The organism is Enhygromyxa salina, assembly GCF_002994635.1.
In the GTDB taxonomy this organism is placed as follows: domain Bacteria; phylum Myxococcota_A; class Polyangia; order Nannocystales; family Nannocystaceae; genus Plesiocystis; species Plesiocystis salina_B.
In genome coordinates this window covers 26,112-49,011 of the sequence record NZ_PVNL01000120.1, presented here as the reverse complement: position 1 = coordinate 49,011, position 22,900 = coordinate 26,112, and the positions used below count along the sequence as shown (strand labels likewise).

At 70.6% G+C, this 22,900-nt stretch carries 22 protein-coding genes; 8 read left to right on the top strand and 14 right to left on the bottom strand.

Annotated features, from left to right (window positions below; genetic code table 11):
* Positions 1 to 86: 86 nt before the first annotated feature.
* Positions 87 to 1,526, top strand: coding sequence for an amino acid adenylation domain-containing protein (locus ENSA7_RS31470; RefSeq protein WP_146158352.1), 1,440 nt, complete (start codon positions 87 to 89; stop codon positions 1,524 to 1,526).
* Here the strand turns inward: ENSA7_RS31470 and ENSA7_RS31465 are convergent.
* Positions 1,495 to 1,911, bottom strand: coding sequence for a hypothetical protein (locus ENSA7_RS31465; RefSeq protein ID WP_106093095.1), 417 nt, complete (start codon positions 1,909 to 1,911; stop codon positions 1,495 to 1,497). The two genes, ENSA7_RS31470 and ENSA7_RS31465, sit on opposite strands and share 32 nt — an antisense overlap.
* Before the next feature lie 27 nt (positions 1,912 to 1,938).
* Between ENSA7_RS31465 and ENSA7_RS31460 the strand changes: the two genes are divergently transcribed.
* The 5 genes from ENSA7_RS31460 to ENSA7_RS31440 all read left to right on the top strand — a co-directional run bounded on the left by ENSA7_RS31460 (position 1,939) and on the right by ENSA7_RS31440 (position 5,701).
* Positions 1,939 to 2,463: a DciA family protein gene (locus ENSA7_RS31460; RefSeq protein WP_106093094.1), complete on the top strand. Its 525-nt coding sequence runs from the start codon at positions 1,939 to 1,941 to the stop codon at positions 2,461 to 2,463.
* 224 nt (positions 2,464 to 2,687) lie between these two features.
* Positions 2,688 to 3,107 (top strand): hypothetical protein, encoded by a 420-nt coding sequence (locus tag ENSA7_RS31455; protein WP_106093093.1) that lies wholly within the window; start codon positions 2,688 to 2,690, stop codon positions 3,105 to 3,107.
* Positions 3,108 to 3,353: 246 nt separating this feature from the next.
* Positions 3,354 to 3,818 (top strand): FixH family protein, encoded by a 465-nt coding sequence (locus tag ENSA7_RS31450; protein ID WP_181234293.1) that lies wholly within the window; start codon positions 3,354 to 3,356, stop codon positions 3,816 to 3,818.
* Between the two features lie 81 nt (positions 3,819 to 3,899).
* A complete protein-coding gene (locus ENSA7_RS31445) occupies positions 3,900 to 4,733 on the top strand; it encodes a CDP-alcohol phosphatidyltransferase family protein (RefSeq protein ID WP_106093091.1) in 834 nt (277 codons plus the stop codon).
* Positions 4,730 to 5,701: a hypothetical protein gene (locus tag ENSA7_RS31440; RefSeq protein ID WP_106093090.1), complete on the top strand. Its 972-nt coding sequence runs from the start codon at positions 4,730 to 4,732 to the stop codon at positions 5,699 to 5,701. Before ENSA7_RS31445 ends, ENSA7_RS31440 begins: the two co-directional genes overlap by 4 nt.
* An 82-nt stretch (positions 5,702 to 5,783) precedes the next feature.
* On the opposite strand, the gene ENSA7_RS31435 is transcribed toward ENSA7_RS31440, so the two are convergent.
* Complete coding sequence (locus tag ENSA7_RS31435) at positions 5,784 to 6,896, bottom strand: NAD-dependent epimerase/dehydratase family protein (protein ID WP_181234292.1); 1,113 nt, start codon at positions 6,894 to 6,896, stop codon at positions 5,784 to 5,786.
* Positions 6,897 to 6,998: 102 nt separating this feature from the next.
* On the opposite strand from ENSA7_RS31435, the gene ENSA7_RS31430 reads away from it, so the two are divergent.
* A complete protein-coding gene (locus ENSA7_RS31430) occupies positions 6,999 to 8,330 on the top strand; it encodes an NTP/NDP exchange transporter (RefSeq protein WP_106093089.1) in 1,332 nt (443 codons plus the stop codon).
* Here ENSA7_RS31430 and ENSA7_RS31425 read toward each other — a convergent pair.
* The 6 genes from ENSA7_RS31425 to trpB are packed head-to-tail and all read right to left on the bottom strand — an operon-like array spanning position 8,315 to position 16,198.
* The gene (locus ENSA7_RS31425; protein WP_106093088.1) at positions 8,315 to 10,714 is read right to left on the bottom strand and encodes a TonB-dependent receptor; all 2,400 of its coding nucleotides are present in this window, start codon (positions 10,712 to 10,714) and stop codon (positions 8,315 to 8,317) included. The genes ENSA7_RS31430 and ENSA7_RS31425 overlap by 16 nt on opposite strands.
* Positions 10,711 to 11,835, bottom strand: a complete 1,125-nt coding sequence (locus tag ENSA7_RS31420; RefSeq protein WP_106093087.1) for a hypothetical protein — start codon at positions 11,833 to 11,835, stop codon at positions 10,711 to 10,713. Before ENSA7_RS31420 ends, ENSA7_RS31425 begins: the two co-directional genes overlap by 4 nt.
* Positions 11,832 to 13,364, bottom strand: coding sequence for a TIM44-like domain-containing protein (locus ENSA7_RS31415; RefSeq protein ID WP_181234291.1), 1,533 nt, complete (start codon positions 13,362 to 13,364; stop codon positions 11,832 to 11,834). Before ENSA7_RS31415 ends, ENSA7_RS31420 begins: the two co-directional genes overlap by 4 nt.
* Positions 13,365 to 13,417: 53 nt before the next feature.
* Positions 13,418 to 14,038, bottom strand: a complete 621-nt coding sequence (locus ENSA7_RS31410) for a hypothetical protein (RefSeq protein ID WP_106093085.1) — start codon at positions 14,036 to 14,038, stop codon at positions 13,418 to 13,420.
* A 40-nt stretch (positions 14,039 to 14,078) separates the two neighbouring features.
* A complete protein-coding gene (gene trpA, locus ENSA7_RS31405) occupies positions 14,079 to 14,897 on the bottom strand; it encodes a tryptophan synthase subunit alpha (protein WP_106093084.1) in 819 nt (272 codons plus the stop codon).
* Complete coding sequence (gene trpB, locus ENSA7_RS31400; protein ID WP_443655667.1) at positions 14,894 to 16,198, bottom strand: tryptophan synthase subunit beta; 1,305 nt, start codon at positions 16,196 to 16,198, stop codon at positions 14,894 to 14,896. Before trpB ends, trpA begins: the two co-directional genes overlap by 4 nt.
* Before the next feature lie 75 nt (positions 16,199 to 16,273).
* Here trpB and ENSA7_RS31395 point away from each other — a divergent pair, with 75 nt between their 5' ends.
* The gene (locus ENSA7_RS31395) at positions 16,274 to 17,275 is read left to right on the top strand and encodes a Uma2 family endonuclease (protein WP_106093082.1); all 1,002 of its coding nucleotides are present in this window, start codon (positions 16,274 to 16,276) and stop codon (positions 17,273 to 17,275) included.
* 31 nt (positions 17,276 to 17,306) lie between these two features.
* Here the strand turns inward: ENSA7_RS31395 and ENSA7_RS31390 are convergent, their stop codons facing one another.
* From ENSA7_RS31390 to ENSA7_RS31365, 6 genes are all read right to left on the bottom strand, one after another.
* A complete protein-coding gene (locus tag ENSA7_RS31390) occupies positions 17,307 to 17,981 on the bottom strand; it encodes a phosphoribosylanthranilate isomerase (RefSeq protein ID WP_106093081.1) in 675 nt (224 codons plus the stop codon).
* 13 nt (positions 17,982 to 17,994) lie between these two features.
* A complete protein-coding gene (trpC, locus tag ENSA7_RS31385; RefSeq protein WP_106093080.1) occupies positions 17,995 to 18,786 on the bottom strand; it encodes an indole-3-glycerol phosphate synthase TrpC in 792 nt (263 codons plus the stop codon).
* Between the two features lie 84 nt (positions 18,787 to 18,870).
* On the bottom strand, positions 18,871 to 19,971 hold the full coding sequence (gene trpD / locus ENSA7_RS31380; RefSeq protein ID WP_106093079.1) for an anthranilate phosphoribosyltransferase: 1,101 nt from the start codon (positions 19,969 to 19,971) through the stop codon (positions 18,871 to 18,873).
* Positions 19,972 to 20,067: 96 nt separating this feature from the next.
* Complete coding sequence (locus tag ENSA7_RS31375) at positions 20,068 to 20,712, bottom strand: anthranilate synthase component II (RefSeq protein WP_106093078.1); 645 nt, start codon at positions 20,710 to 20,712, stop codon at positions 20,068 to 20,070.
* Positions 20,709 to 22,283: an anthranilate synthase component I family protein gene (locus tag ENSA7_RS31370; protein ID WP_106093077.1), complete on the bottom strand. Its 1,575-nt coding sequence runs from the start codon at positions 22,281 to 22,283 to the stop codon at positions 20,709 to 20,711. The genes ENSA7_RS31375 and ENSA7_RS31370 overlap by 4 nt, the downstream gene beginning before the upstream one ends.
* Entirely contained in the window at positions 22,284 to 22,865 is a 582-nt protein-coding gene (locus tag ENSA7_RS31365; RefSeq protein WP_106093076.1) for an SRPBCC family protein, read from the bottom strand.
* Positions 22,866 to 22,900 lie beyond the last annotated feature (35 nt).

Below are 22,900 nucleotides of genomic sequence, written 5' to 3'. Positions count from 1 at the left end.
GTCAGAGGCTACGTCCATGGGCTCGGCGCGTGGTGACGGCGCTGTGGCTGGCAGCGCCGTTGGGCTGCGGCGCTGAAGATGACGCGGTGCCAGGATCCACGCCCGGGCAGGTCCAGACCCAGATCGACGCCGCGATCGAGTCGGACGGCGCGAGCGGCGAGCCAGCCGCGGACGCCGACCCGGTCGAGCCAGTCCCCGACTGCGCGGCCCTGCACCAACGGGCCGCCCGCAGCGGCGCGGATGTCGGGCTGCTGCCGGTTCTGTGCCCCGGGATCAGGCTCGACCACAGCCAGCTGCGGCGGGTCCTGCTCGAGGTCGGCAGCGCGGCCGAAGCCGCGACGATGGTCGCGGCCCTCGATCGTGACGCCGAGCTGCAGGGCCTGGTCCGGCTCGCGATGCTGGATCACGCCAGTCAGCCGCTGCCCGCCGAGCTGCTCGATCCTGCGACGGCGCTGCTGACCCCGATCGATGATCGGATCCTCGCGTCCGTCGAGCTGGCCCACGCGCTGCTGCGCGAGCCGGAGCTCGACGAGCTGCGCCGGACCCAGGCCCACGCGCTCTTGGCCCGGATCTATCTGCAGGCGCTCGCGTCCCTGGGCCTTCGCGCGGGCCGTCCCCTGCCCCCGTTCGCCCGGCTGCTCGCAGGTCCGGCGCTGTTTCACGGGCGCAGCTTCTGTCGGTTTTACTGGCAGCGCCGCGTGGCTGGGCTCGAGCGGACCTTCGCGGACACCGAGCTCGAGCTGCTCGCGCTGCTCATCGATCTCGAGAACACGCCCCACGCTGGCGATCCCGCGCTGCTGGCCGTCGAGCGCCAGCGGACCCGCGCGTACCTCGAGTCCAGCGGTCCGACCGGGCGGATCGCGGCGCGGGCCCGCCAGCGCAGCGACGCGCCCGTGCTGGGTACGGACCTATTGCTGCCCTTCGTTCACGAGCTCGATCGCCTGTTCGACCATGGCTTCATCGACCTCGCGCTCGACCGCGCGATGCAGCGTGGGTCCGCGACCGGGGGCTACGGGCTCGACCCGCTCGCGGCGGTGGTCACCGAGGATCTGCGCGAGCGTGACCTGCGAGAGTACGAGCGACGCCTGGCCCGGCGGGTCGAGCGAGCGCGCCGCACGACCCCGAGCTCGCGCCACGTCGCCAGCAGCCACGCGCTCGAGCCCGAGCTCCCCGTCGAGTGGCCCAACCCCGCGCGGGTCGCCGAAGAGGCCCACGCCTGGCTGAAGGTCGCCCACGGACGCGGCCCTGACTTCGCGCGTAGCCACGCACGGGCCCGCGTAGTCAGGACCCTGCGCTGGCGACCCGACGCGATCCACGAGCTGCTCGACGCCAACGACGACGTGGTCCGGGCCCACCATGACCTGTTGTTCGCGCTGCTCGACGCGGTCGACGACGGTGCGCTGGCCCGCCTGAGGCCACGGGTCGCCGGGCAGTGGCCCCCGGGATCGAGCCAGACCAGTCGCGACACGCGGACGCGCCAGCGCTTCGCCCTGGCTACTCGCGACGCCCTGCTGCACCCACGCTGACCGAGTCGGCACCGAGCTCGTAGGGGGTGCCGTCGCAGATCAGGCGGCCGGTCCGCCGCGGCTTTCCGTCCTCGCCGATCTCCACGACCGTGGCCTGGCCGCGCGGCACGTTGAGCCAGCTGGACTGGCGCGCGCGCTGAGGGTCGTGGGTCTCGACTCGCACGAGCCCGCCGCGGCCCTCGCCGACCGCGACCGCGCACTCGCCCGGGAGCAGCTCGACACCCGCGAGCTCGACGACGTGGCCAAAGTCTGGCGCCGCGCTCACGCACACCCGCGGCGCGGCCTTGGGCGCACAGGTCCGCGCCTCGCTGACCGACCACTGGCCAACGTTGGCGCAGCCCAGCGTGCCCGCGAGCATGGCCAGCGTGACCAGCATGACCAGCATGCCGGGCGTGTGGCATGGTGTTCGCCGATGGCGACCCCCGCCGACAAGCCGCGCGCGAAGAAGCGTCGGCCCAAGCGTCGCGGCCGCGTCGACCTGGCCACGGTCATCACCGAGGTCATCGAGCGGCACGTCCCGACCGAGGTCCAGCGGCTGTCGCGGCTGCGCAACCTGTGGATCGAGCTGTTCCCGGCCAGCTTTGCGGATCACGTGTGGCCCATGCTCGTCCAGGGCGGGCGCTTGATCGTCCACGTACACGACAGCCAGTGGCTACACGAGATGACCTACTGGCGCCAGGACGTGATGACCCAGCTCCGCGCGGCCTGGCCCGACAGCGAGGTCGAGCTGATCGACGGCTACGTCGGTGAGCTCCCGCCGTTGAGCGAGCGTCGACCGCCACCGCCGCCCGAGCCGATCCCCGTCGATCGCACGCCCGTCCTCGAACCCGAGGTCCCGAGCGAGACCCTGGACGCGCTCAACGCGATCGATGATCCGCAGCTGCGCGAGATCCTGGCCCAGGCCCGCATGATGCTCGGCAAGCCCGTCGGGTTTTAGGTCTGACGCCGACGTCATGGCCAGCAGCCGAGCGCATTGACGACTCTCGCTCAACGTTTCTAGCCAGGGGTGCGCGCACGCACACGACACAGGATCTGGGAAAAACCGTGTGATCTTTGTGCCAGTGGGAACTTTTCGGATCTGGAACAGCGCTTGCCTTGTAAGCCGGCATGCCTCGCCCTCGGCTGCGTCGATTCACCTGTCTGGCTCTCTCGCTCTGCGCTGTGCTCACGCTGGGCGCATGTGACTCCGACAGTCAGGACATCGCCGCGAGGAACGCAGAGCTATTTGAAGATGGCGTCGCCAAGGATACCGAGGGCGGCGCTTTTCGCGTGGTGCTGTCCAGCCGCGACGGGCTCGAGGTCGGCGAGAACAGCCTGGTCGCGCGAGTCGGATTTCACGACGCGCACGATCCAGAAGACCCCGGGGTGGGGATCCCTGGGGCGGACGTGCAGCTCGATGCGTACATGGCGGACGGATCAGGGGTCGTGAGCGACCTGCGCGGCCAGTACCTCGGGGATGGCCGCTACGAGATCATCGGGCTCGAGCTCAGCGAACCGGGGATCTGGCGGTTCGAGCTGAGCATCGCGGTGGGCGCCACGATCGATGAGTCGGTCGCGTTCGTGTTCTCGGTTCCCGATTAATCAGCGGGCCCCGCGCATTTCGGTCGACTGATCCCTGGTACAGTCCCGGCTCTGCGCGATGCCGCGCCCACGCTACCACCCAGGAACACTGTTTATTTGGCAAGAGCACAGTGTCCTACATCTGCGACCTCACACGAAAAAAAATGCTTGACGGCGTGGGAGTGGATGAGGCTTCCTATGAATGTCCTTTGGGGACACGCACCTACACCACCCACACCGTCACCCACGACTCTCGGGAGGTTCCTCATGTCACACATCAAGTCCGCACTACTCGCCCTCGCCCTGCTCTGCCCCCTCACGGCCTGCGACGCCAGCGACGAAGGTGACGTCGAGACCCGCGCCGTGGAGAACTTCGAGGACGGCATGGCCTGGGATAGCGACCAGGGCGCGTTTCGCGTGATGCTGTGGAGTGACACCGGGGACATCCAAGTCGGCCGCAACGACCTGGTCCTGCGGCTTGGCTTCCACGATCCGGTCCACGCCGACGCGCCTGGCCAGGGCATCCCCGGCGCTCGCGTCGACATCGACGCCTGGATGCCCAAGCGCGACCAGGCGATGGAGACCGAGCCCGTCGTGACCTACATCGGTGATGGCCAGTACCGGATCGAGAACGTGGTGCTCACCGACGAGGGCGTGTGGAACTTCGACTTCGACGTCGCCGTCGGCACCAGCATGCGCGAGTCGATCAGCCTCGCGTTCGAGATCGACTGATCGCCGCCTGGCGCCCCGCTCCCCCCGACATCCCCCGTCGAGCTTGCCTCGGTCGGGGGATGTGGTGTTAATGCCCCGCAGATGGCCGCCGACGCCACCCAACAATCGCCGCACCAGGCGACGCACCAGGCGAGCGATCGGGTTGCGACCTGGCGCTACGTGATCCCCAACGCGGTGACGTCACTGAGCCTGGTGTTCGGCCTGGTCGTGCTGGCGGTCGCCAGCGAGGGCGAGTTCGAACTCGCCGGGTGGTTCACGATCTGGTGCGTGCTGCTCGACAAGCTCGACGGCACCGTCGCGCGGCTGCTCGGCGCGAGCAGCAAATTTGGCGCGCAGCTCGACAGCCTCGCCGACCTCGTCGTGTTTGGGGTCGCGCCCGCCGGGACGATCCTGTTGCTGATGCGCGCGCGCCCGGAGCTGTTCACGGGCTGGCTCGGCGACGCGGGCCTCAGCCCGATCAGCATGTACATCATGTACGGCATGCTGGCGCTGTTCGTCGTCTGCGCCGCCCTGCGCCTCGCCAAGTTCAACGTGCTCGACGACGAGGGTGGGCCTCCGGTGTTCTTTGGCACCGCGTCGACCTTCGCGGGCGGCGTGCTCGCGCTGCTGCTCCTGATCGGCCTTCGCCACCAGCTCGACTGGCTGCTCGGGATCCTGCCCGTGTTCGCGCTGGTGCTCGCGCTGCTGATGGTCTCGAACCTGGTGATCCCCAAGCTCGGCCACGAGTCCGGCCGCGCGTTCAAGGTCTTCACCGCGGTCAACCTGGCGCTGTGCTACGTGTTCGGCTTCATGCGCGTGTTCCCCGAGTACATGCTCGCCGTCGCGTTGTCGTTCATGGGGGCTGGCATCGTGTACGGTGCCCTGCACCGCGAAGAGCTGCTGTCTGGCGGCAAGCCGGATCCCGAGTCGGCATGAACGACGCAACGACACGAGCCCTGCAGCGACTGCGCGACGAGCCGCGCCAGGTCGACGCGCTGGTCGAGCTGGGTCTCGATCACGTGCTCGCGCGACCGATCGCCGAGCTGATCGATCACCAGTGGCTGGCCAAGGCGGTGAGCGATGGGATCCGCGCCTCGGCCCGGTCTCCCGAGTTCGAGCGCTGGGTCGAGACCCGCGTCGACCGGGCGCTCGCGCGGGTCGACGGGCTCGACGGTGCGCTCGGCGACAAGCTCCCGGTGACCTTGCTGGGCCCGCTCGAGCAGGCGCTGGGGCGCCCCTACCAGCCCGATCGTGAGCTGGTCCGCACGCTGCTCGACCACCCGTCGATGCGCACGATCATCCGCGAGATCCTGCAGGCCAACCTGCTCGAGTTTGGCAAGCGCATGCGCTCGATGATGCCGGACACCTCGGCGGTCTCGAAGCTGCCCGGCGGCGGGTTCGCGTCGCGCCTGGCGGGGGTCGCCAAGGGCGTGGCCTCGGCGGTCGGCGGCGAGCTCGAGCGCCAGCTCGAGCCCAAGGTCAAGAGCTTCGTCGACGACATCCTCGGGGTCACGATCGACATGATGATCGAGCGCGTCAGCTCCGACGCGTTCGTGCCCGAGTTCGTCAGCTGGAGGATCGACGTGCTGCACGCCGTACTCGGCCTGCCCATCGACCAGCTGATCGCAGAGCGCCACAAGTACCCGCCCAAGGCGTTCGCGGCCGACGTCGCGGCGATCCTGCGAGCACTGGCCGCGTGGCGCGGGCTCGGCGATCAGGTCGCCGAGATCTTGTCGGAGGTGGTCAGCGAGCACGGCCAGGTCAGCGCCCGCGAGTTCCTCGACGGCTCGGGACTCGAGGCGGCGTGGCGGCCCACGCTGCAGCGAGCGCTGAGTGAACAGGCGCGGGAGTTCGTGAGCACCGAGACGTTCGGCGGCTGGCTCGAGCAGCTGCTCGAGGGCTAGTTTTGCGGGCTTTGACGTCCGTTGCGAGTCGTACGCGCAAGGTACGATCCCCAAACTATCGACGCTCGACGAAGCGACGCACCTACCCCGCGCGCTCGTGCCAGGCCGCGAGCACCTCGACCTCGCGCTCGGCCGAGAGCCCCGCTCGGGGCTCCGCCCTTCGGTCTTCAGGGAGCTCATTCCAGTACGCGAGGGTGTCCGTCATCGTCTGCGCCAGCGGGCGCAAGCGCAGGCCGTCAGCGAGCGCCGCGGCTCCGCTCACGCTGCCCAACCCGCCGAATTCCCCGGCTGGCGGGACCCACACGGGCATGTCCATCCACGGCGAGACCTCGTGCTTGGCCAGAAAGTCGGCGGGGACAAAGGTCAGGCTCGCGTCAGCCCCGAGCGCCTCGATCCCGCCCTTCAGCATCGCCTCTACGCTGGTTCGCTCGGCCGGTCCGACCGCGTTGTAGACGTTGAACTGGCGACGCTCGACGCACTCGAGCATGAACGCCGCGAGGTCGCGCGCGTCGATCCACTGGACTGGATCTTCAGGATCCCCGGGGGCGATCATCTCGCCACCGCGGGCGATCCGAACTGGCCAGTAGGTGAAGCGATCGGTCGGATCCCCAGGTCCCACGATCAGGCCGGGGCGAATGACGGTGGTCTTGCCGGGCATCGCGGCCTCGGCAGCCTGCTCGCACAGGGCCTTGAGCGGGCCGTAGTAGTCCGGCAGCTTGTCGTTGCCGGGCTCGGGGTGGGGCGCGACCGGGTCGGACTCGCTCAGGCCGGCCTGGGTCTGGTCGCGGTAGACCGAGACGCTGGACACGAACAGGTACTGCCCGCTGCTCGCCAGCAGCGAGGCTGTGGCCGTGACGTGATCGGGGATGTAGCCCGAGGTGTCGATCACGGCGTCGAACCGACGGCCCTCGAGCGCGTCTAGATCCCCCTCGTTGCGATCGCCACGCAGCTGCTCGAGCTCGGCGTAGAGGTGCGGGTTGGACTTGCCCCGATTGAACAGGGTCACGGTGTGGCCGCGCGCGAGCGCCCCATCGACGAAGTGCGGGCCCAGGAAGCCGGTGCCACCCAGCACCAAGATCGCCAGTGATCCGTCCGCTTTGGCGCCCCCCGGGGGATCCGCAGGTTGCGCGCTTGGCTTGTCGCGCTCACAGCCCGACACGCCCAACAGCCCAAGCGAGGCCAGCGACGCCAACATGCTTCGACGGGTCCAGGTCACGGCCACTGGACCCACGCCCGCCCGAGCAGGTTTCGTGGGCCTCGCCGAAGCCAGCGGGCCTCGACCGGGGTCCGAGGGTCGGTGCAGCTGCGACAGATCGCCGACCTCCGGCCCGGCGAGGGCCCCAAGGTGTTGTCAGCCATGGCTTGGTTTTGTGCGCTGATGACGGCCAACGGGGCCCTGCATCCGCTCCGCGACGCGATGGCGCTGACCGGCGGCGTCGATGATCTGCAGTGGCTGTTCACGGCGACCTTCCTGGTCATGCTCGCGGCGGTCCCGCTCTACGGGCTGGCCGTGGCCCGCTGCGGTCGCGCGCGGCTGGTCCCGCTGGTGCATCGGTTCTTCGCGCTGCACCTGCTGGGGTTCTTCGTGGTCATGCAGGGCTGGGTCGGTGCGGGCAGCGAGGCGCTGGCGATCTGGACGGCCCGGGTGTTCTTCGTGTGGACGTCCGTGTTCAACCTGTTCGTGATCTCGCTGTTCTGGTCGGTGCTCGCCGATCTGTTCTCGAGTCAGGACGCGCGGCGGCTGTTCGGGCTGATCGGGGTGGGTGGCTCGATCGGGGCGATCGCCGGGCCTGCGATCGGCGGCGCGGTGGCGCTGTGGGCTCGGCCGAGCTTGCTGCCGTTGATCGCGGCGCTGCTGCTCGAGCTCTCGCTGGCTTCGATGCGACGGGTGAGCGCCGAGCCGACGCTCGCAGGTGCCGACTTTCGCGGGCCCGACAGCTCGGCAGCGCCGTCAGCGAGCGAGCCGCAGACCTGGCCCGCGCCGACCACCGCGGTCGGCGGGGGGGCGTTCGCGGCGATCCCCCAGCTGCTGCGGTCGCCCCTGCTGCTGGGGATCTGCGCCTACGTGCTGCTGCTGACGATGAGCTCGACGGTGCTGTACTTCATGCAAGCGCAGATCGTCGCGGTCAGCTTCACCGACGCCAGCACCCGCACCGCCGTGTTCGCGGGCGTCGATCTCACCGTCAACGTGCTCACGCTGGCGATCCAGGCGGTGCTCACGGGTCGACTGATCCAGCGCGTGGGGCTGAGCTGGTCGCTGGCCGCGCTGCCGCTGCTGTGCGCGCTGGGCTTCGTGGGCCTGGCGATCGCGCCCGTGTTGGTCGCCCTGCTCGGGTTTCAGATCCTGCGTCGCGTGGCCAGCTATGCGATCTCTCGCCCGGCCCGCGAGGTCCTGTACACGATGGTCGATCGATCGCAGCGCTACAAAGCCAAGAGCCTGATCGACACGGTCGTGTATCGAGGTGGCGACGCGCTGACCGGCTGGGCGTTCACGGGGATCAAGGCGCTGGGGCTCGGGCTCGGCGGGATCGCGCTGCTGATGGCGCCGGTCGCCGGGCTGTGGGCGGGCGTGGGCGCGATGCTGGGGCGGCCCCGCCCAGCGCGAGCGCAGGATCAAAAATCGACCTGAACACCCAGGCTTGGATAGATCGGCAGCCCGATCAGCGCGCTGCGCTGCGACCAGTCGTTGGTGTAGAGCGAGACCTCGGGGTACTGCCGGTTGTAGACGTTCTGGACGTCGAGGTAGGCGGTGACCGACGCGCGCCGCAGCGCCCAGCGCTTGTCGATGCGCAGATCGAGCTGGTGAAACACGGGCTGATAGGTCGTGCCTCGGATCCCGCGGATCGGGTCGTAGTTCCAGATGACGGACGAGTTCGAGGCCTCGCCGCCCAGCACCGTGTTCTCGGGGTTGCCCGAGACGACCCGGAACCGCGCGCCAAACCGAAAATTGCGGGGCAGCGAGGCGCTGAGCAGCACCACGAGGTTGTGGCGCTGGTCGAACTGGGCGGGGATCCACGCCTGCTCGTCCGGCCGGACCCGGGACCACAGCAGGGTGTAGCCGATCCAACCATCGAGCTTGCGGCCGAGCGCGCGACGCAGCATCAGCTCGACGCCCATCGAGCGCTGACGAGCGGTCCGCCGCGCCGCAATGTTCGGCCCGAATTTGATCGTGGTCGGGATGACCTCGCGCCAGAACACGGTGCCGCTCAGATCCAGATCCCAGCCGAGCTGGGCGACGACGCCGGTCGAGGCCTGCACGGCGTAGGTCGCCGCGGACGCTCCGTCGCGCGGCTCACCGTCGATCTGGGGGTCGAAGTAGGCGAGCAGATACGGGGGGATGTTTGCGACCCCGCCCTGGAACGTCCCATTCGGCGTGACCAGGCCAATGCCCGCGCCGCCGTTCGTGGCGACGACCGGGACCGAGAACATGCCGATCTTGCTGAACCACTCGAGCTTCGGGCGCAGCTGGGCGTGGACCTCGAGCCGGGGATCGAGGCGGACCAGCTGCCGCCCCGCGTACGCGAACAGGTTCATGCGCAGCGAGGGCACGAACGACCACCCACGGGACCGGATCGTGGTCGCCAGCCAGATCCCAAACCGGGCCTGATCCCCGCGGTAGGAGGTGTCGTTGTCGACCTGCTCGCTGTCCAAGACGTCGCCGCCGACCATGCTCGCGACCCGTGATCGTCGACGCCAGCGCTCGTAGACCAGATCCGACCCGAGGTGCAGGGTCAGCCACGGTTGCAGGTCGCTCTCGGCCTCGACGCGGCCCGAGACCACCGACGCGTCACGGCGGAACAAGAAGTCCTGCTCGAGGCGCGCGCTGTCGAGCCGGATCGACGGGCTGACCAGGACCCGCCAGTCCCCTTCGTCGACCCGGTAGTCGAGGTCGAAGCGATGAAACGAGGCGGCGTAGTCGAACAGGTTTGGGGTCTCCCCCGGGATCGGGTCGGGCCCGCGCCCGCGCAGGCGATCGCCAGCTCCGAGCGCGCGCAGGGTCAGGCGATGCTGGCCGACCGACATGTCGAGGCGGCCGAGGTAGTCCCAGTAGCTCGGCAGCAAGATCCCGGTCGGCCCGACCACGCCCTCGGCCGCCTGCACGACCGCGTCGATGTGGCTGCGGCGAACTCCAAAGTTCATCGAGCCCGGACCGACCGGCGCCTCGGTGGTCAGGCCGACATCGAACAGGTCGACGTGCGCTTGTCCGTGGACGCCGTCACGGCGGCCCGCTCTGCTGTACACGTGGACCATGCCCCCGCTGAAGCTGCCATAGCCGGGCCCGTAGTTGCCGGGGCTGAGCTCGACCCGATCGGTCAGGGGTGGCGAGAGCACGCTCGCGATCGGGACCACGTGAAACGCCCGCGGGATCGGGTGGCCGTCGAGATAATAGCCCGTGTCGGTCGGGTTGCCGCCGCGCAGCGACAACAGCCCGAACCCGCCTGGCGAGCGCGCGACCCCGGGCAGGTTGAGGGCCGCGAGCAGTGGTTCGTCGCCGCTGCCCGCGTAGTGACGTGCCTGCGTCCCATCGAGGCTGTGCTCGGGCGCGTCGAGCCGCTCGCGGGCGACCGCGACCTCGGTCCGGTACTCGCCGTCTCGATCGGGCTCCACGAACAGCTCGAGGTTGGCGCTGGATGGGGCCTCAGCCCACTGCTCGAGGCGCTCGTAGCCGCCGGCCACGATCACGATCCGGAGCTTGCCCGGCGGGACCTCGGCGATCGAGAAGTGGCCCTCGGCGTCGGTCTCGGCCCGCAGCATCCACGCGATCGCCTCGGGGTCGAGCGGATCGCGGGCCGGCTTGCCGGGCCGAACGTTGGCGGGCGCGTCGACGAGCATGACGACGGCGCCCGACACCGGCGCGCGGGCTCCCCCGGCCTCGATCACCCGGCCTTCGATCGTGACCCGCTCCGGCGGCGCCGCTTGCTCGGCGGCCTGCTCGGGCGGGCTGGCCCACGCTGACGACGGCCCGACGCTGACGACGGCCGTCAGCAGCACGATCCAGCCCCCGAGCTTCACGGCTTCACCTCGAAGTCGAGCCGGACCACACGCTCGCCAAACCGATCATCTTGAAGGATCAAGAAGATCGTCGAGCGCCCGGCCCCAGCGTTCTCGTCGACCACGAAGTCGAGCGGAGGCAGCAAGGTGGTGACGTCGGACGGGGAGGTCGAGTGGATCGCGTTGGTCGTGTAGGGGATCTCGAGCAGCAGCTCGACCGTCGGCTGGAACCAGAATTTCTGGTACTCAGGATCAAACTGGGCGCGAAAGTAAGTCTGACCAAACTGCTCGAACTCGTCATAGATCGGCTCGAGATGGATGCGCGAGCCTGGCTCGACCGTGAAGCTGTCCGCGTCCGGGTGGGTGCCCGCGAGCGCCCTGTCGATCCACACCTCGACGCGAGCTGACGGCGTCCGGTTGGCGGCCTGCCCGTAGACCGCGATCGGGATCTGCCAGAACGGGATCTGGGTCTGAAAGTTCAGGACCTCGCTGGCGTAGGCCAACATCCACCAGCTCGGCCCGATCTTGACGGTGCGGGTGATGAAGGCGCAGTCGTCGAGCAGCTCGTCGAGCGCGAGGCGGGCGCTCCAGCAGTCCTCGGCGCGGCGACCGTTCCACCCGATCACCCCGTAGTAGTTGGCCATGCGGTGGTCCGCCATCGTCGGCCCGAGCTCGGGCAGGACGAACTCGAAGCGCGCGTCGCCCTCGCCGATCCGACACTGGTCATCCATGCTGAGCGGGCCCTGCTCGACCGATGGGTCGGGCTCGATCTCGTCACAGCGCCGCTGGTACGAGGCCACGGGCGAGCCCGTCGCGCTGTTCGTGACGCGGCACGGGTGCACGCCGCACTGAAACCAGATGCTCTCGATCTCGCTGGCCGGCAGCTGACGGCCGTCGGGATCGACGACCACCGCCTCGAAGCTGAAGCGATCGTGGGGCATCGGCTCGGCGATCGGCGCGGGGTTGGGCAGCCCGACCCGCCCGGGGTTGAGCGGCCCGAGCTCGACGACCTCCGCCTCGACCGAGATCAATTTGGTCTGGTGAATGTACGTCGCCGCCGGGACCTGAAACTCGCAGCCGGCCGCCGCCGCGAGCAGCGGACAGATCACCGCCAACCCCACGATCGCCCGCGCGCGGGTCATCCGCCGTAGACCTCGTCTTGCTCGATCTTGCTGAGCACCCAGTCGAACTCGCCGGAGCTGACGTGGGCGCTGCAGTGCTCGCAGGTGCCGCCCATCGAGATCGCCAGCGGCGCGCCGCAGTTGGGGCAGCCCGCGTCGTCGGCCGGACCTGCGCGCGGAGCCCCACGCACGCCCGCACCGCGGATCAGGGTCCAGTACTCGCTGTAGGCCCGATCGCGGCTGGGGTTGCCGCTGACGTGGCGACCGTCCGTGTCGCGGACCGTGTAGTCGCGGCCGCTCGCAAACACCCGGAAGGTGGCCGCGTCGTACCAGCGATCGCGGGTGATCTTGACCAGCTGAATCCCGGTCACGCGCATCTGCTCGAGCTTGTTGATCAGCCCCTCGCGCTTGTACGCCTCGACCCAGTAGCGCAGGTAGTCGGCCATGCCGTCGGACAGGTAGCCCCGCGCCGAGCGAAGATCACGGGCGACCCAGGCGGCGTTGAGCTCACGGTAGATCAGCTGGGCGCGCTGCTCGATCGCGCCGGGGATCAGCGCTGGATCGGCGCTCGCCAGCGAGGTCCAGGCCTGGGGCAGGTGCGGATCGTAGATCGTCGGCAGGTTGGTCCCGGCCTCGGCGTTGTCGCCGGTCAGCGCGGGCGGCTTGGGCTCGCAGCGGAGCTCTTGCACGGCGACGACGCGCCAGTCGAACCGACCGTCGGTCACCACCTCCTGGCAGTACTCGCACCGCTGCATGTCGGCCGTGCGAAACGGGGCCCCGCAGTTGGGGCACGCGAGGCTGCGGGCCCGCTCGGGGCTCGGGGTCGTGACCGAGATCGGCCGCCGCAAGATCCACCGCTCCCACAGGTAGAAGCCCTGGGCGGGTGACTCGGTGCCGCCGGCCGTCACGTTGGCCTCGAACTCGAGCTCGACCTCGGACTCGGGCTCGTCGGTCACCGGGTGGCGACGCTGGGTCTCGGCCGCCGACGCGTCCCAGCTCGGGAGCTGGACCCGGAGCACGCGCAGGGCCCCGACCACGACGTTGCGGATCGGCACGCCGCTGGGCTGGCGCGCGGCGAGACCCTCACGCACCCGCTGGTCGAGGTAGGGCGCGAGCTCGTCGAGCTTGGCCGGGGCGTTGCGGGCCTCGTGGGCGCTGGCGTAGAGCCGGTAGACGAAGTCCTCGAACAGGATCGTCGAGAAGTCGGGATCGATCTGGCGCAGATCCCCGAGCTTGGCCTGGGGGGCGCGCTGGCGCGGGCCAGGATCGAAGCCGAGCCCGCCGCCGCTGTCCCAGTCCTGGCCGACGCCGCGCTTGGACACGACGTAGACGACCCCGGCGATCAACAGCAGCGGGATCCCGATCGCGGGGTGCTCGAACGCGATCCACAGCAGCAGGCCGAACAGCTCGCCGTCGCCGCTTCCGCCTCCGCCCCCGCTGCTGCTGCTGCCGCCTCCGCCTCCACCGTAGGTCTGGCCGCCACCGGGGCGGGCGTCGGCGAGGATCGGGACGAGCATGATCGCCGCCAGCACCAGGAGCGGCGCGAGCACCCAGAAGCTGGATTTTAGGCCAAGCCTCGTCGGGCTGATCGTGGCTCGGTCGATCATTCGTGGACCTCGTCGGACAGCTCGTTGACGTCGTCGTCGCTGCGCGGCAGGCACGGCTCGAGCACGACGGCGAGCGACTCGATCGCCTTGCACACGACGCTGGTGTCGGCGCTCGATCGAACCAGGTTCTGAATCACGCTCACGGCCGCCCGCCAGTCCTGCTCGGGGACCGCCCGCGCCACGCCGTCATCCACGACGACCTCGGCGCGGCGCTCGAGCCGGGAGATGTAGAGCAGGATCCCGATCGCGTCAGAGGTCCGGCGGATCCCCTTGGCGAAGAAGGTCGCGTGGGCGGCCTGGACCACGCTGTGCTCGCGCACCGACGGGCGGGTCAGCCAGCGGCGGAGCGTGAGCGCGCGTGAGCTGAGCAGACCGACCGCGAGCCCGACGACGATCGGGTCGAGCAAGAAGGTGTGGAGGCCGAACTCGGCCGGGAGGTAGAGCAGACAGGCGAGCGTGACGATCGCGGCGACGATGCCCGCGAGCAGATCGGCGTGGAGGTACGACGCGGACTGACGACGCACGCAGATCACCAGCTCGGCGCTGGTTCGGGCCTCGACCGCCTTGATCGCGGCGACGAGGGCCGACTTGTCCTCCTCGCTCGAGAACCCCGACATGCCTGGAGAGGATAGCGTGTTCGGATGCTGACGGCTGAGTTTAGCCGGTGGTCGCGGCCCGCAGGTCCGCGACCCGCGACGCGAGCGAGCTCGGGCCGTCTCGCCCGGCCTGGACCAGGGCGCTGCCGACCACGACGGCGTCGACCTGCGGGGCCAGGGCCTGCACCTGAGCCGGCTCGCGCACCCCAAACCCCACCGCGATCGGCAGCTGCGTGCGGCCGCGAAGATCTTCGAGCTGGGCTCGCAGCGCCTCGCTGTCGGCATCGAGCGCCGAGCCAGTCACGCCCGTGAGGCTGACCGCGTAGACGAAGCCGCTCGCGTCGTTGACGATCTTGTTCAGCCGCGCAGGCGGGCTCGTGGGCGCGCACAGGCCGATCCAGTCGAGCCCGGCGGCGATCGCTGGCGCCCGCAGGATCGAGGCCTGCTCGGGCGGGAGATCGACGACCAGCAGACCGTCGACGCCGAGCTCGCGCAGGCGCGCACAGAACCCGCGGGCGCCGGCCGGGTCTCGATCGCAGGCGCGCAGCAGCGGGTTGGCGTAAGAGAACAGCACGATCGGCAGCTCGGCGAACCGCTCGCGCACGCGGCTGGCGAGGCCGAGCACGCCCTCGAGGCTGGCCCCGGCCGCGAGCGCGCGAACCATGGCGGCCTGGATCTCGGGGCCGTCGGCGGTGGGATCCGAGAACGGTACGCCGAGCTCGAGCACGTCCACGCCGGCCTCGCAGGCCGCGAGCAAGTTGGCGAGGCTGCGCTCGTGATCGGGATCAAAGCCAGTCAGGTAGCCGACCAACGCGGCCCGGCCCTGCGCGCGGCAGTCCGCGAAGCGAGCGGCGATCCGGCCGGGATGCGAGCCGCTCATTGGCCCCCCTGCCCTGCCTGGGCCTGGCTGCTGTGGGCCCGGGCGCGCTCGACCAGGGCCAGCGACTCGGCGTCGAGCCGGCCCATGACCGTGTGCATGTCCTTGTCGCCGCGACCCGAGAGGTTGACGAGCAGCTTGGCCTGCGGACCGAGCTCGGCGACCAGCGGCTCGAGAGCCGCGAGCGCGTGGGCGGTCTCGAGCGCCGGGATGATCCCCTCGGTGCGCGACAGCAAGCTCAACGCGGCGAGCGCCTGCTCGTCATCGATCGCCAGGTAGCGCGCCCGACCGCGCTCACGCAGGTGCGCGTGCTCGGGCCCGATCCCCGGGTAGTCGAGCCCGGCCGAGATCGAGTGGGCCTCTTGCAGCTGGCCGTCGTCGTTCTGCAGCACCAAGCTGCGCATGCCGTGATAGACCCCGACCTCGCCGCGGCTCATGGTCGCCGCGTGGCGGCCCTCGAGGCCCTCGCCCGCCGCCTCGACGCCGATCAGCTGGACGCCGGGATCATCGAGGAAGGCCGCGAAGATCCCGATCGCGTTGGAGCCCCCGCCCACGCACGCGACGACGGCGTCGGGGAGCGAGCCCATGCGGTCGAGGCACTGCGCCCGGGCTTCGTCGCCGATCACCCGCTGCAGGTCGCGGACCATGCTCGGGTACGGGTCGGGCCCCATCACCGAGCCGATCACATAGTGGGTGTCGGCGACGTTGGCGACCCAGTCGCGCAGGGCCTCGTTGATCGCGTCCTTGAGCGTGGCCGACCCGGCCTCGACCGGCCGCACCTCGGCGCCGAGCAAGCGCATGCGAAACACGTTCAAGGCCTGGCGCGCGACGTCCTCGGCGCCCATGTAGACCACGCAGGGCAGCCCGAAGTAGGCGCAGACCGTGGCCGTGGCGACGCCGTGCTGACCGGCGCCGGTCTCGGCGATGATCCGGGTCTTGCCCAGCCGCCGGGCCAGCAGCACCTGACCCACGCAGTTGTTGATCTTGTGCGCGCCCGTGTGGTTCAGGTCTTCGCGCTTGAGCCAGATCTGACCGCCGCCGATCGCCGCGGCCAGGCGCGGCGCGGGGGTCAGCGGCGAGGGCCGGCCCACGTACTCCGAGAGGATCCGCGAGTACTCGGCCTGGAACGCCTCGTCGGCCCACGCGATCGGCCACTCGCGGGCGAGCTGCTCGACCGCGGGCATCAAGGTCTCGGCCACGTAGCGCCCGCCGAACTGGCCAAAGTCGCCGAGCGCGGGCGGGCTGGTGTCTGGGGGCTGAACCGGCATCGCGGGCAGCTTTGCGGACCCACGCGAGGACGGCAAGCGCGGTCGGCATGCACGCCGTCAACCCCACGGGTTCCGGCTCAGCCTTCCGGTCTGCGGTGCTAGCCTGTGGCCATGGCCGATCCGCTTCGCACGCCAGGCTCCCCTGCGCCACCGCTGCCCGTGGCCCCGACCGAAGCGGCGTGGCGCGCCATGACGCCGGACGAGCGCGAGCGCTTCTTGATCGAGGTCAACGCCGCGCTGTCGGATCCCCTCCTCACGATGATCGAGGGCCGGCCGCACAAGCGGGCCAAGAGCCGCGCGGTCGACATGCTCAGCCTCCACTTCAAGGCGATGGGACGCGTCATCTATCTCGCCGAGGAGATGTCCGTGGTCTACCCGGGCAAGGAGGTGTTCACGCCCGACGTGCTCGCGGTCCTCGACGTCGAGCAACCGGAGGACGACGAGCGCATGGCCTGGGTCGTCGCCGACGAAGGCCGCGGACTCGACCTCGCGCTCGAAGTGCTGCACCGGGGCGACCGCAAGAAAGATCTCGTTGACAACGTCGAGCGCTACGCGAGCCTCGGGATCGCGGAGTACTTCATCTACGACTGGGGCAAGCAGCAGCTCCATGGCTATCGTCTGCCCAGCCCCGAGGCTCGCCGCTACCAGCGGATCGTGCCGCAGTCGGGCCGCTACCACTCGTCCGTGCTGGGCCTCGACTTCGTGCTCGAGCGTGGCTCGCTCCGGTTCTACGTGGGCATGGCCGAGCTGATCGGCTCGGATGACCTGATCGAGCGACTGACGGGCATGGTCGAGTCGCTCGAGGCGAAGGCCGAGCTCGCCGAGGCCAAGGCCGGCGAGGCAGAGGCCAAGGCTAGCGAGGCAGAGGCCAAGGCCGGCGAGGCAGAGGCCAAGGCCGGCGAGGCAGAGGCCAAGGCCGGCGAGGCAGAGGCCAAGGTCGAGCAGACCATCTCGTTCGTCCGCGCGAGCGTGCTCGCGCTGCTCGGCACGCGAGGGATCGCCGTCGACGACCAGCAACAGGCGATGGTGATGGCCTGTGACGATCTGGCGCTGCTGCAGCGCTGGATGTTCAACGCGCTCTTGGCCGAGCGCGCTGGCGACGTGTTCGAGTGACGCCCGTCGGCCGGGTTCGGGCGCCCATGCTTCAGCGACCGCTCGCGCGGCAGACATCGACCAGCGCCGCGATCGCGCTGCGCTGCTTGTGGCCGCCCACGCCGCCCGGCGGCTCGGCTCCGCTGGCGACGTCGAGGCCGGCAGGCCGAACGGCTGCGATCGCCTGGGCAGCGTTTTGCGGGGTGATGCCGCCGGCGAGCCACACGGGCAAGGGCGCGAGCGCGGCCACGGCCTCGGCCGCCCAGCCCCAGTCCGTCGGTTGTCCGGCGCCGCCAAACCCGGCGACCGCCGCGTCGAGCAGGACCCAGCGCGGCGCGGGCGTGGGCACCTTCAAGCCCGCGAGCGCCGGGGTCCCACGCACCACCCAGATCCAGCCGATCTCGTAGCGCGCCGCGAGCTCGGCGTAGGGCTCGACGGGTGCGTCGCCGTGGGGCTGGATCAGATCGAGGTCCAGCGCGGCGATCGCCCGCTCGGTGTCGGCCAGCGAGGCATTTACGAACACGCCCACGCGAGCCGGCGCCGGGCGATCGGCCTCACCGGCCGATGCAGATACCGCGAGCAGCTCGGCCGCGGCGACCGGATCCACGTAGCGCCTGGACGAAGGCCAGAGGTTGAGCCCGATCGCGTCGACCCCCAGCTCGACGCACGCCCGCAGGTCCTCGGCCCGCGTCAGCCCACAGATCTTCAGGCCCAGGCCGACCGCCATGCCGCCCAGCCTGTCAGACCGCCAGGAGCTCGGCGAGCTTGGCCCCGGGATCCTCGGCCTTCATGAGCACCGAGCCAACCAGCACCGCGTCGACCCCCGCGGCGCGCAGCCGCGAGACGTCCTGGCGGGACGCGATGCCGCTCTCGCCCACGTACAGAAAGCCTGAGGGCACGTCGGGCCGGTGCCGGATCACGCGGTCGAGATCGACCTCGAAGGTCTGCAGATCCCGCGAGTTGAGGCCGATGATCTTGGCACCCGCGGCCATCGCCCGCTCGATCTCGTGGTCGCCGTGGGCCTCGGCGAGCACCTGCAGACCGATGTCGTAGGCGAAATTGAGCAGATCTCGCAGGTGTGGGGGCTCGAGCGCCGCGACGATCAGCAAGATCGCGTCGGCCCCCTCGCGCCGGGCCTGGACGATCTGCTGGCGGCTGATGATGAAGTCCTTGCACAACACCGGGACCGAGACGGCGGCCCGGACCGCGCGGAGATCCTCGAAGCTGCCGTCGAAGTGGCGATCGGTGAGCACGCTGATCGCCGCCGCGCCAGCGTCGACGTAGAGCGTTGAAATATGGCGTGGGTCTGCGTTCTCGCGCAGCAGGCCCTCGCTGGGGGACCGGCGCTTGAACTCGGCGATCGCCCGGGGCTTGGAGCCCGTGGCGAGCGCCGCCCACAGATCGAGCGGATCCGGGGCGCCCGCGAGCTCGGCTTCGATCTGCCGGAGGCTGGCGTTCTCGGACCGCCCCGACGACAGCTCGGACCGCTTGGCCGCCAGGATCTCGTCGAGGTAGGTCGGTTGGTCGCTCATCGCTCGCCCGGGGGAGCGTAGCCGATACACGGCGGGGCCTGCTAGAGCACCCGGATCCCGAGCTCGCCAGGGATCCGGTCCCGCTCAACCCCGAGCCCGGGGCGGCGAGGTCAGCCGGATCAGCTCGTCGAGTCGCGCGGCCGCCAGCTTGCGATCGAGCGCCTCGGCGATCCGCTGGGCTTGCTCGGGCAGCGTCGAGATCGGCTCATCGCCCGCGACGACCAGGGCCAGCGCCCCGGCGTGGATCACGGCATCCCGATAGGCTCCAGCCTCCCCCGCCAGCAGCCGCCGCAGGGCCGCGGCGTTGCTCGCCGGGTCGCCGCCCGCGAGATCGCTCAGGGGCTGCTCGGCCAGGCCCGCGTCGCGGCGCCGCAAAACGTGCTCGTGCAGCTCGCCCGCGCGCCACTCGACGACCAGCGACTCGCCCTCGGGGCTGAGGTCGTCGATCCCCGGCGGGGCCTGGGGTCCCGCGCTGACGCCGGCGCGAAACCCATGGACCACGAACACCCGCTCGCTGCCCAGGCTGCCCAGCGCGCGGGCCAGATCGTGGCAGCGAGCCGGGTCGAACACCCCGAGCAGCTGTCGACGGACCCGCGCCGGGTTGGTGAGCGGGCCCAGCAGGTTGAACACCGTGGGCACGCCGAGCGCCGCGCGGACCGGCCCGGCGTGCTTCATGGCGGGGTGCAAGGTGCGGGCGAACAGGAACCCGACGCCGAGCTCGTCGATGCAGCGGCCGACCAGCTCGGGCGACGCCCCGATCCCGACGCCGAGCGCCTCGAGCACGTCGGCGCTGCCGCTGCGGCTGGACGCCGCCCGGTTGCCGTGCTTGGCGACCGCGACCCCACACGCCGCGACCGCGACCGCGACCGCCGTCGAGACGTTGCGCCGCGGGATCCCGCTGCCGCCCGTGCCACACACGTCGATCACCCGCTCGCGGGCCGTTGCGACTCGGGTCGAGGCCTCGCGCATGGCCTCGGCCGCGCCGCTGATCTCGCCCATGGTCTCGCCCTTGAGCGCGAGCGCCATCAACAGGGCGCCGATCTGCGCGGGCTCGCAGGCGCCCGCCATGATCTCGCGAAAGATCGCGGCCGCCGACGCGGTGCTCAGGTGATGCCCCCGCGCGAGGCTGCGCAGGCCCGCGCGGATCGCCGATCCTGGCGCGTCGCTGCGACTCGGCGTGTTCATGGCCGAGCCTCCAGACCGCCGTCCCGGGTGCGAGCGAGCTGCAGCGTGTCTGAGGGGGTCATTGCGTGGAGAGTGGCGGGTAGCTTCGACGGGGGCTCAGCCCGCACGCAAGAAGTTGTCGAGCAGCTGGTGGCCGTGCTCGGTCAGGATCGACTCGGGGTGATACTGGACACCAAACACGGGACGATCGCGGTGGTGGACGCCCATCAGCTCGCCCTCGGGGGTGCGCGCGTCGGCGATCAGCGTGGCCGGGAGCGTGGCCTCGTCGACGATCAAGCTGTGGTAGCGGGTCGCCTCGAACGGCGACGGCACCCCGGCGTAGATGCCCGCGTGGGCGTGCAGCATCGGCGAGCGCTTGCCGTGCATGATCCGGCCAGCGCGCTCGACCGTCGCGCCATGGACCTCGCACAGGGTCTGATGACCCAGGCACACCCCGAGGGTCGGCAGCGGCGGGCGCTGGGGGTCGCACACGGCTACGCACAGGTCTTGGCACACACCGCTGTCCTGCGGCCGCCCGGGGCCCGGGGACAACAGCAGGTGGCTGGGGCGATCGGCCAGCACCTCGGCGGCCGTGATCGCGTCGTTGCGATACACGTCGACGATCGCCCCGAGCTCGAGCAGGTACTGGACGAGGTTGAAGGTGAACGAGTCGTAGTTGTCGATCACCACCACCCGCGCGGCCGCACGCTGGCGGCCTGGCGGCGGCTGATAGCGACGACCCCCGGGCCCCGGCGTGCTCACGCGCCCTCCCCCGGTTCCGGAACGGCTCCTGCGCTGGCGCGGGCCAGCTCGATCGCCCGCAACACCGCGGCGGCCTTGCGCCCGCACTCTTCATCCTCGGCGTCGGGGTCGGAGTCGTAGACGATCCCGGCGCCAGCTTGGACCCGCACGCTGTCGGGCGTGAGCACGACCGTGCGGATGCAGATCGCAAAGTCGGCGCCGCCGTCGTAGCCGAAGTAGCCGACCGCGCCGCCATACCAGCCGCGCGGCGCCGGCTCGAGCTCGTCGATGATCTCGAGCGCGCGGACCTTGGGCGCGCCGCTGAGCGTGCCGGCTGGAAACGTGGAGCGCAGGGCGTCGACGACCGACAGGCCGTCCGCGAGCACGCCCGACACCTCCGAGACGATGTGCATGACCTTGCTGTAGCGCTCGATCTCGAATGAGGCCGCGACCTCGACCGAGCCGGCGGCGGCGATCCGACCGATGTCGTTGCGGCCCAGATCGATCAGCATCAGGTGCTCGGCCCGCTCCTTGGGGTCCGCGAGCAGCTCGCGCTCGAGGGCCTGATCTTCGGCGAGGTCGCGCCCGCGCCCGCGAGTGCCGGCCAGCGGCCGCACGGTGACCCGTCGATCGGCCGCGTCGACCCGGACCAACACCTCCGGCGAGGCCCCGGCCAGGCTCGCCGACGGCAGCTCGAGCAAGTACATGTACGGCGCCGGGTTGGTCACGCGCAGCATTCGATAGACATCGAGCGGGTCGACGTCGTGCCCGGCGCGCGCCCGCGGCTGGTCAAACCGCTGGCTGAGCACGACCTGAAACACATCGCCCGACCCGATGAACTGCTTGGCCTGCTCGACTTGGCTGGGAAACCCCGCCCCTGTCCAGGCCGCGGCCAGCTCGGGCGACGGGGCAGTGAGCGCCTCGTCGAGCCGCCGCGGCTGCAGCGTCGGACCTTGGCGCAGGGCCGCGACCACAGCGTCGACGCGGCGGCGCGCGGCGGCGCGGGCTTGTACGACGCCGCCGTCCTCGGCCGGGCACGCCGTCGCGAACACCCGGACCTTCTGCGAGAGGTTGTCGAACACGACGAGCGTGTCGGTGACCAGCAGCTCGAACGCCGGCAGATCCGCGGGGCTGGTCCACGCGGGCGTCGGGATCCGCTCGAGGTCGCGGACCATGTCGTGGCCCCAGACCCCGACGAGCCCGCCCCAAAACCGCGGCAGCTCGTCGCCGCCAGCCGCTGGCTCATCCGGATCCACCCCGCCGCGGTAACGCGTGAGCAGGTCCTCGATCAGCGCCGCCCCGCTGCCCTCGCCAACGCCCCCGCGAGGTCCCCCCAGCGATCCGAGCGGGGACTCGAAGCCGGGCCCAGGCTCACACTCGACGACCAGCCGACCCTCGCGCCACCAGCCGCGGACCACCGCGCGATGACCCACCCCGATGAAGCTCCACCGGGCCCAGCGCTCGCCGCCGACGACGGACTCGAGCAGGAAGCTGTGCTGGTCTCGGCTGGCCAGGCATCGGCGCAGCCGCGCGAACACGCCGACCGGCGTCTCGCCGTCGCACAGCAGCTCCCGCCAGACCGGAAACAACATTCAGGGGGCCTTGGCCGCGACCGCGAGCCGCCCGAGCGCCGCCTCGAAGTGCTGCGACAACGCCGAGTTCATGACCGGGACGAAGTAACCGCCCAGGACCGGCGGCAGCGTGCCGTCGTCGGTCAAGGTCACCCGCACGACCCCGCCTTCGAGTGGCTCGTAGCGAATCGAGCCATGGTTGTTGATCTCGTCGGTCTCGATCCGCCCGTCCCAGCGGATCCCGGCTTCTGGGTCGACCTCGACCAGGGTCATGGATCCGTTGCTGCCCTTGCCCGACCACTTGATCGTCGACCCCACGCGGCCCGGCTCGCCCTCGGTCGTCACGGACATGTCGGCCTCGGCCTGCGCCGGGTCGAACATCCAGTCGTCCCACCGTTCGACGTTCCCGACCAGGGCGTGGATCTGGGCCACGTCAGCCTGGATCTCGACGCTCTGCTCCACATGCCACTCGCGGGGCAGCAACAGCCCGACCACGAGCATGCAGGCGGCCGCAGCCAGCAACAGCAGACCGACCCACTTCAGCATCAATTTGACGCTGGGCTTGTCGTTCCCTGCCAGGCTCTCGGTGTTCGCCGCGTTCATGCTCTCCCGGCGCAACGATTCAAGAAATCGCCGGA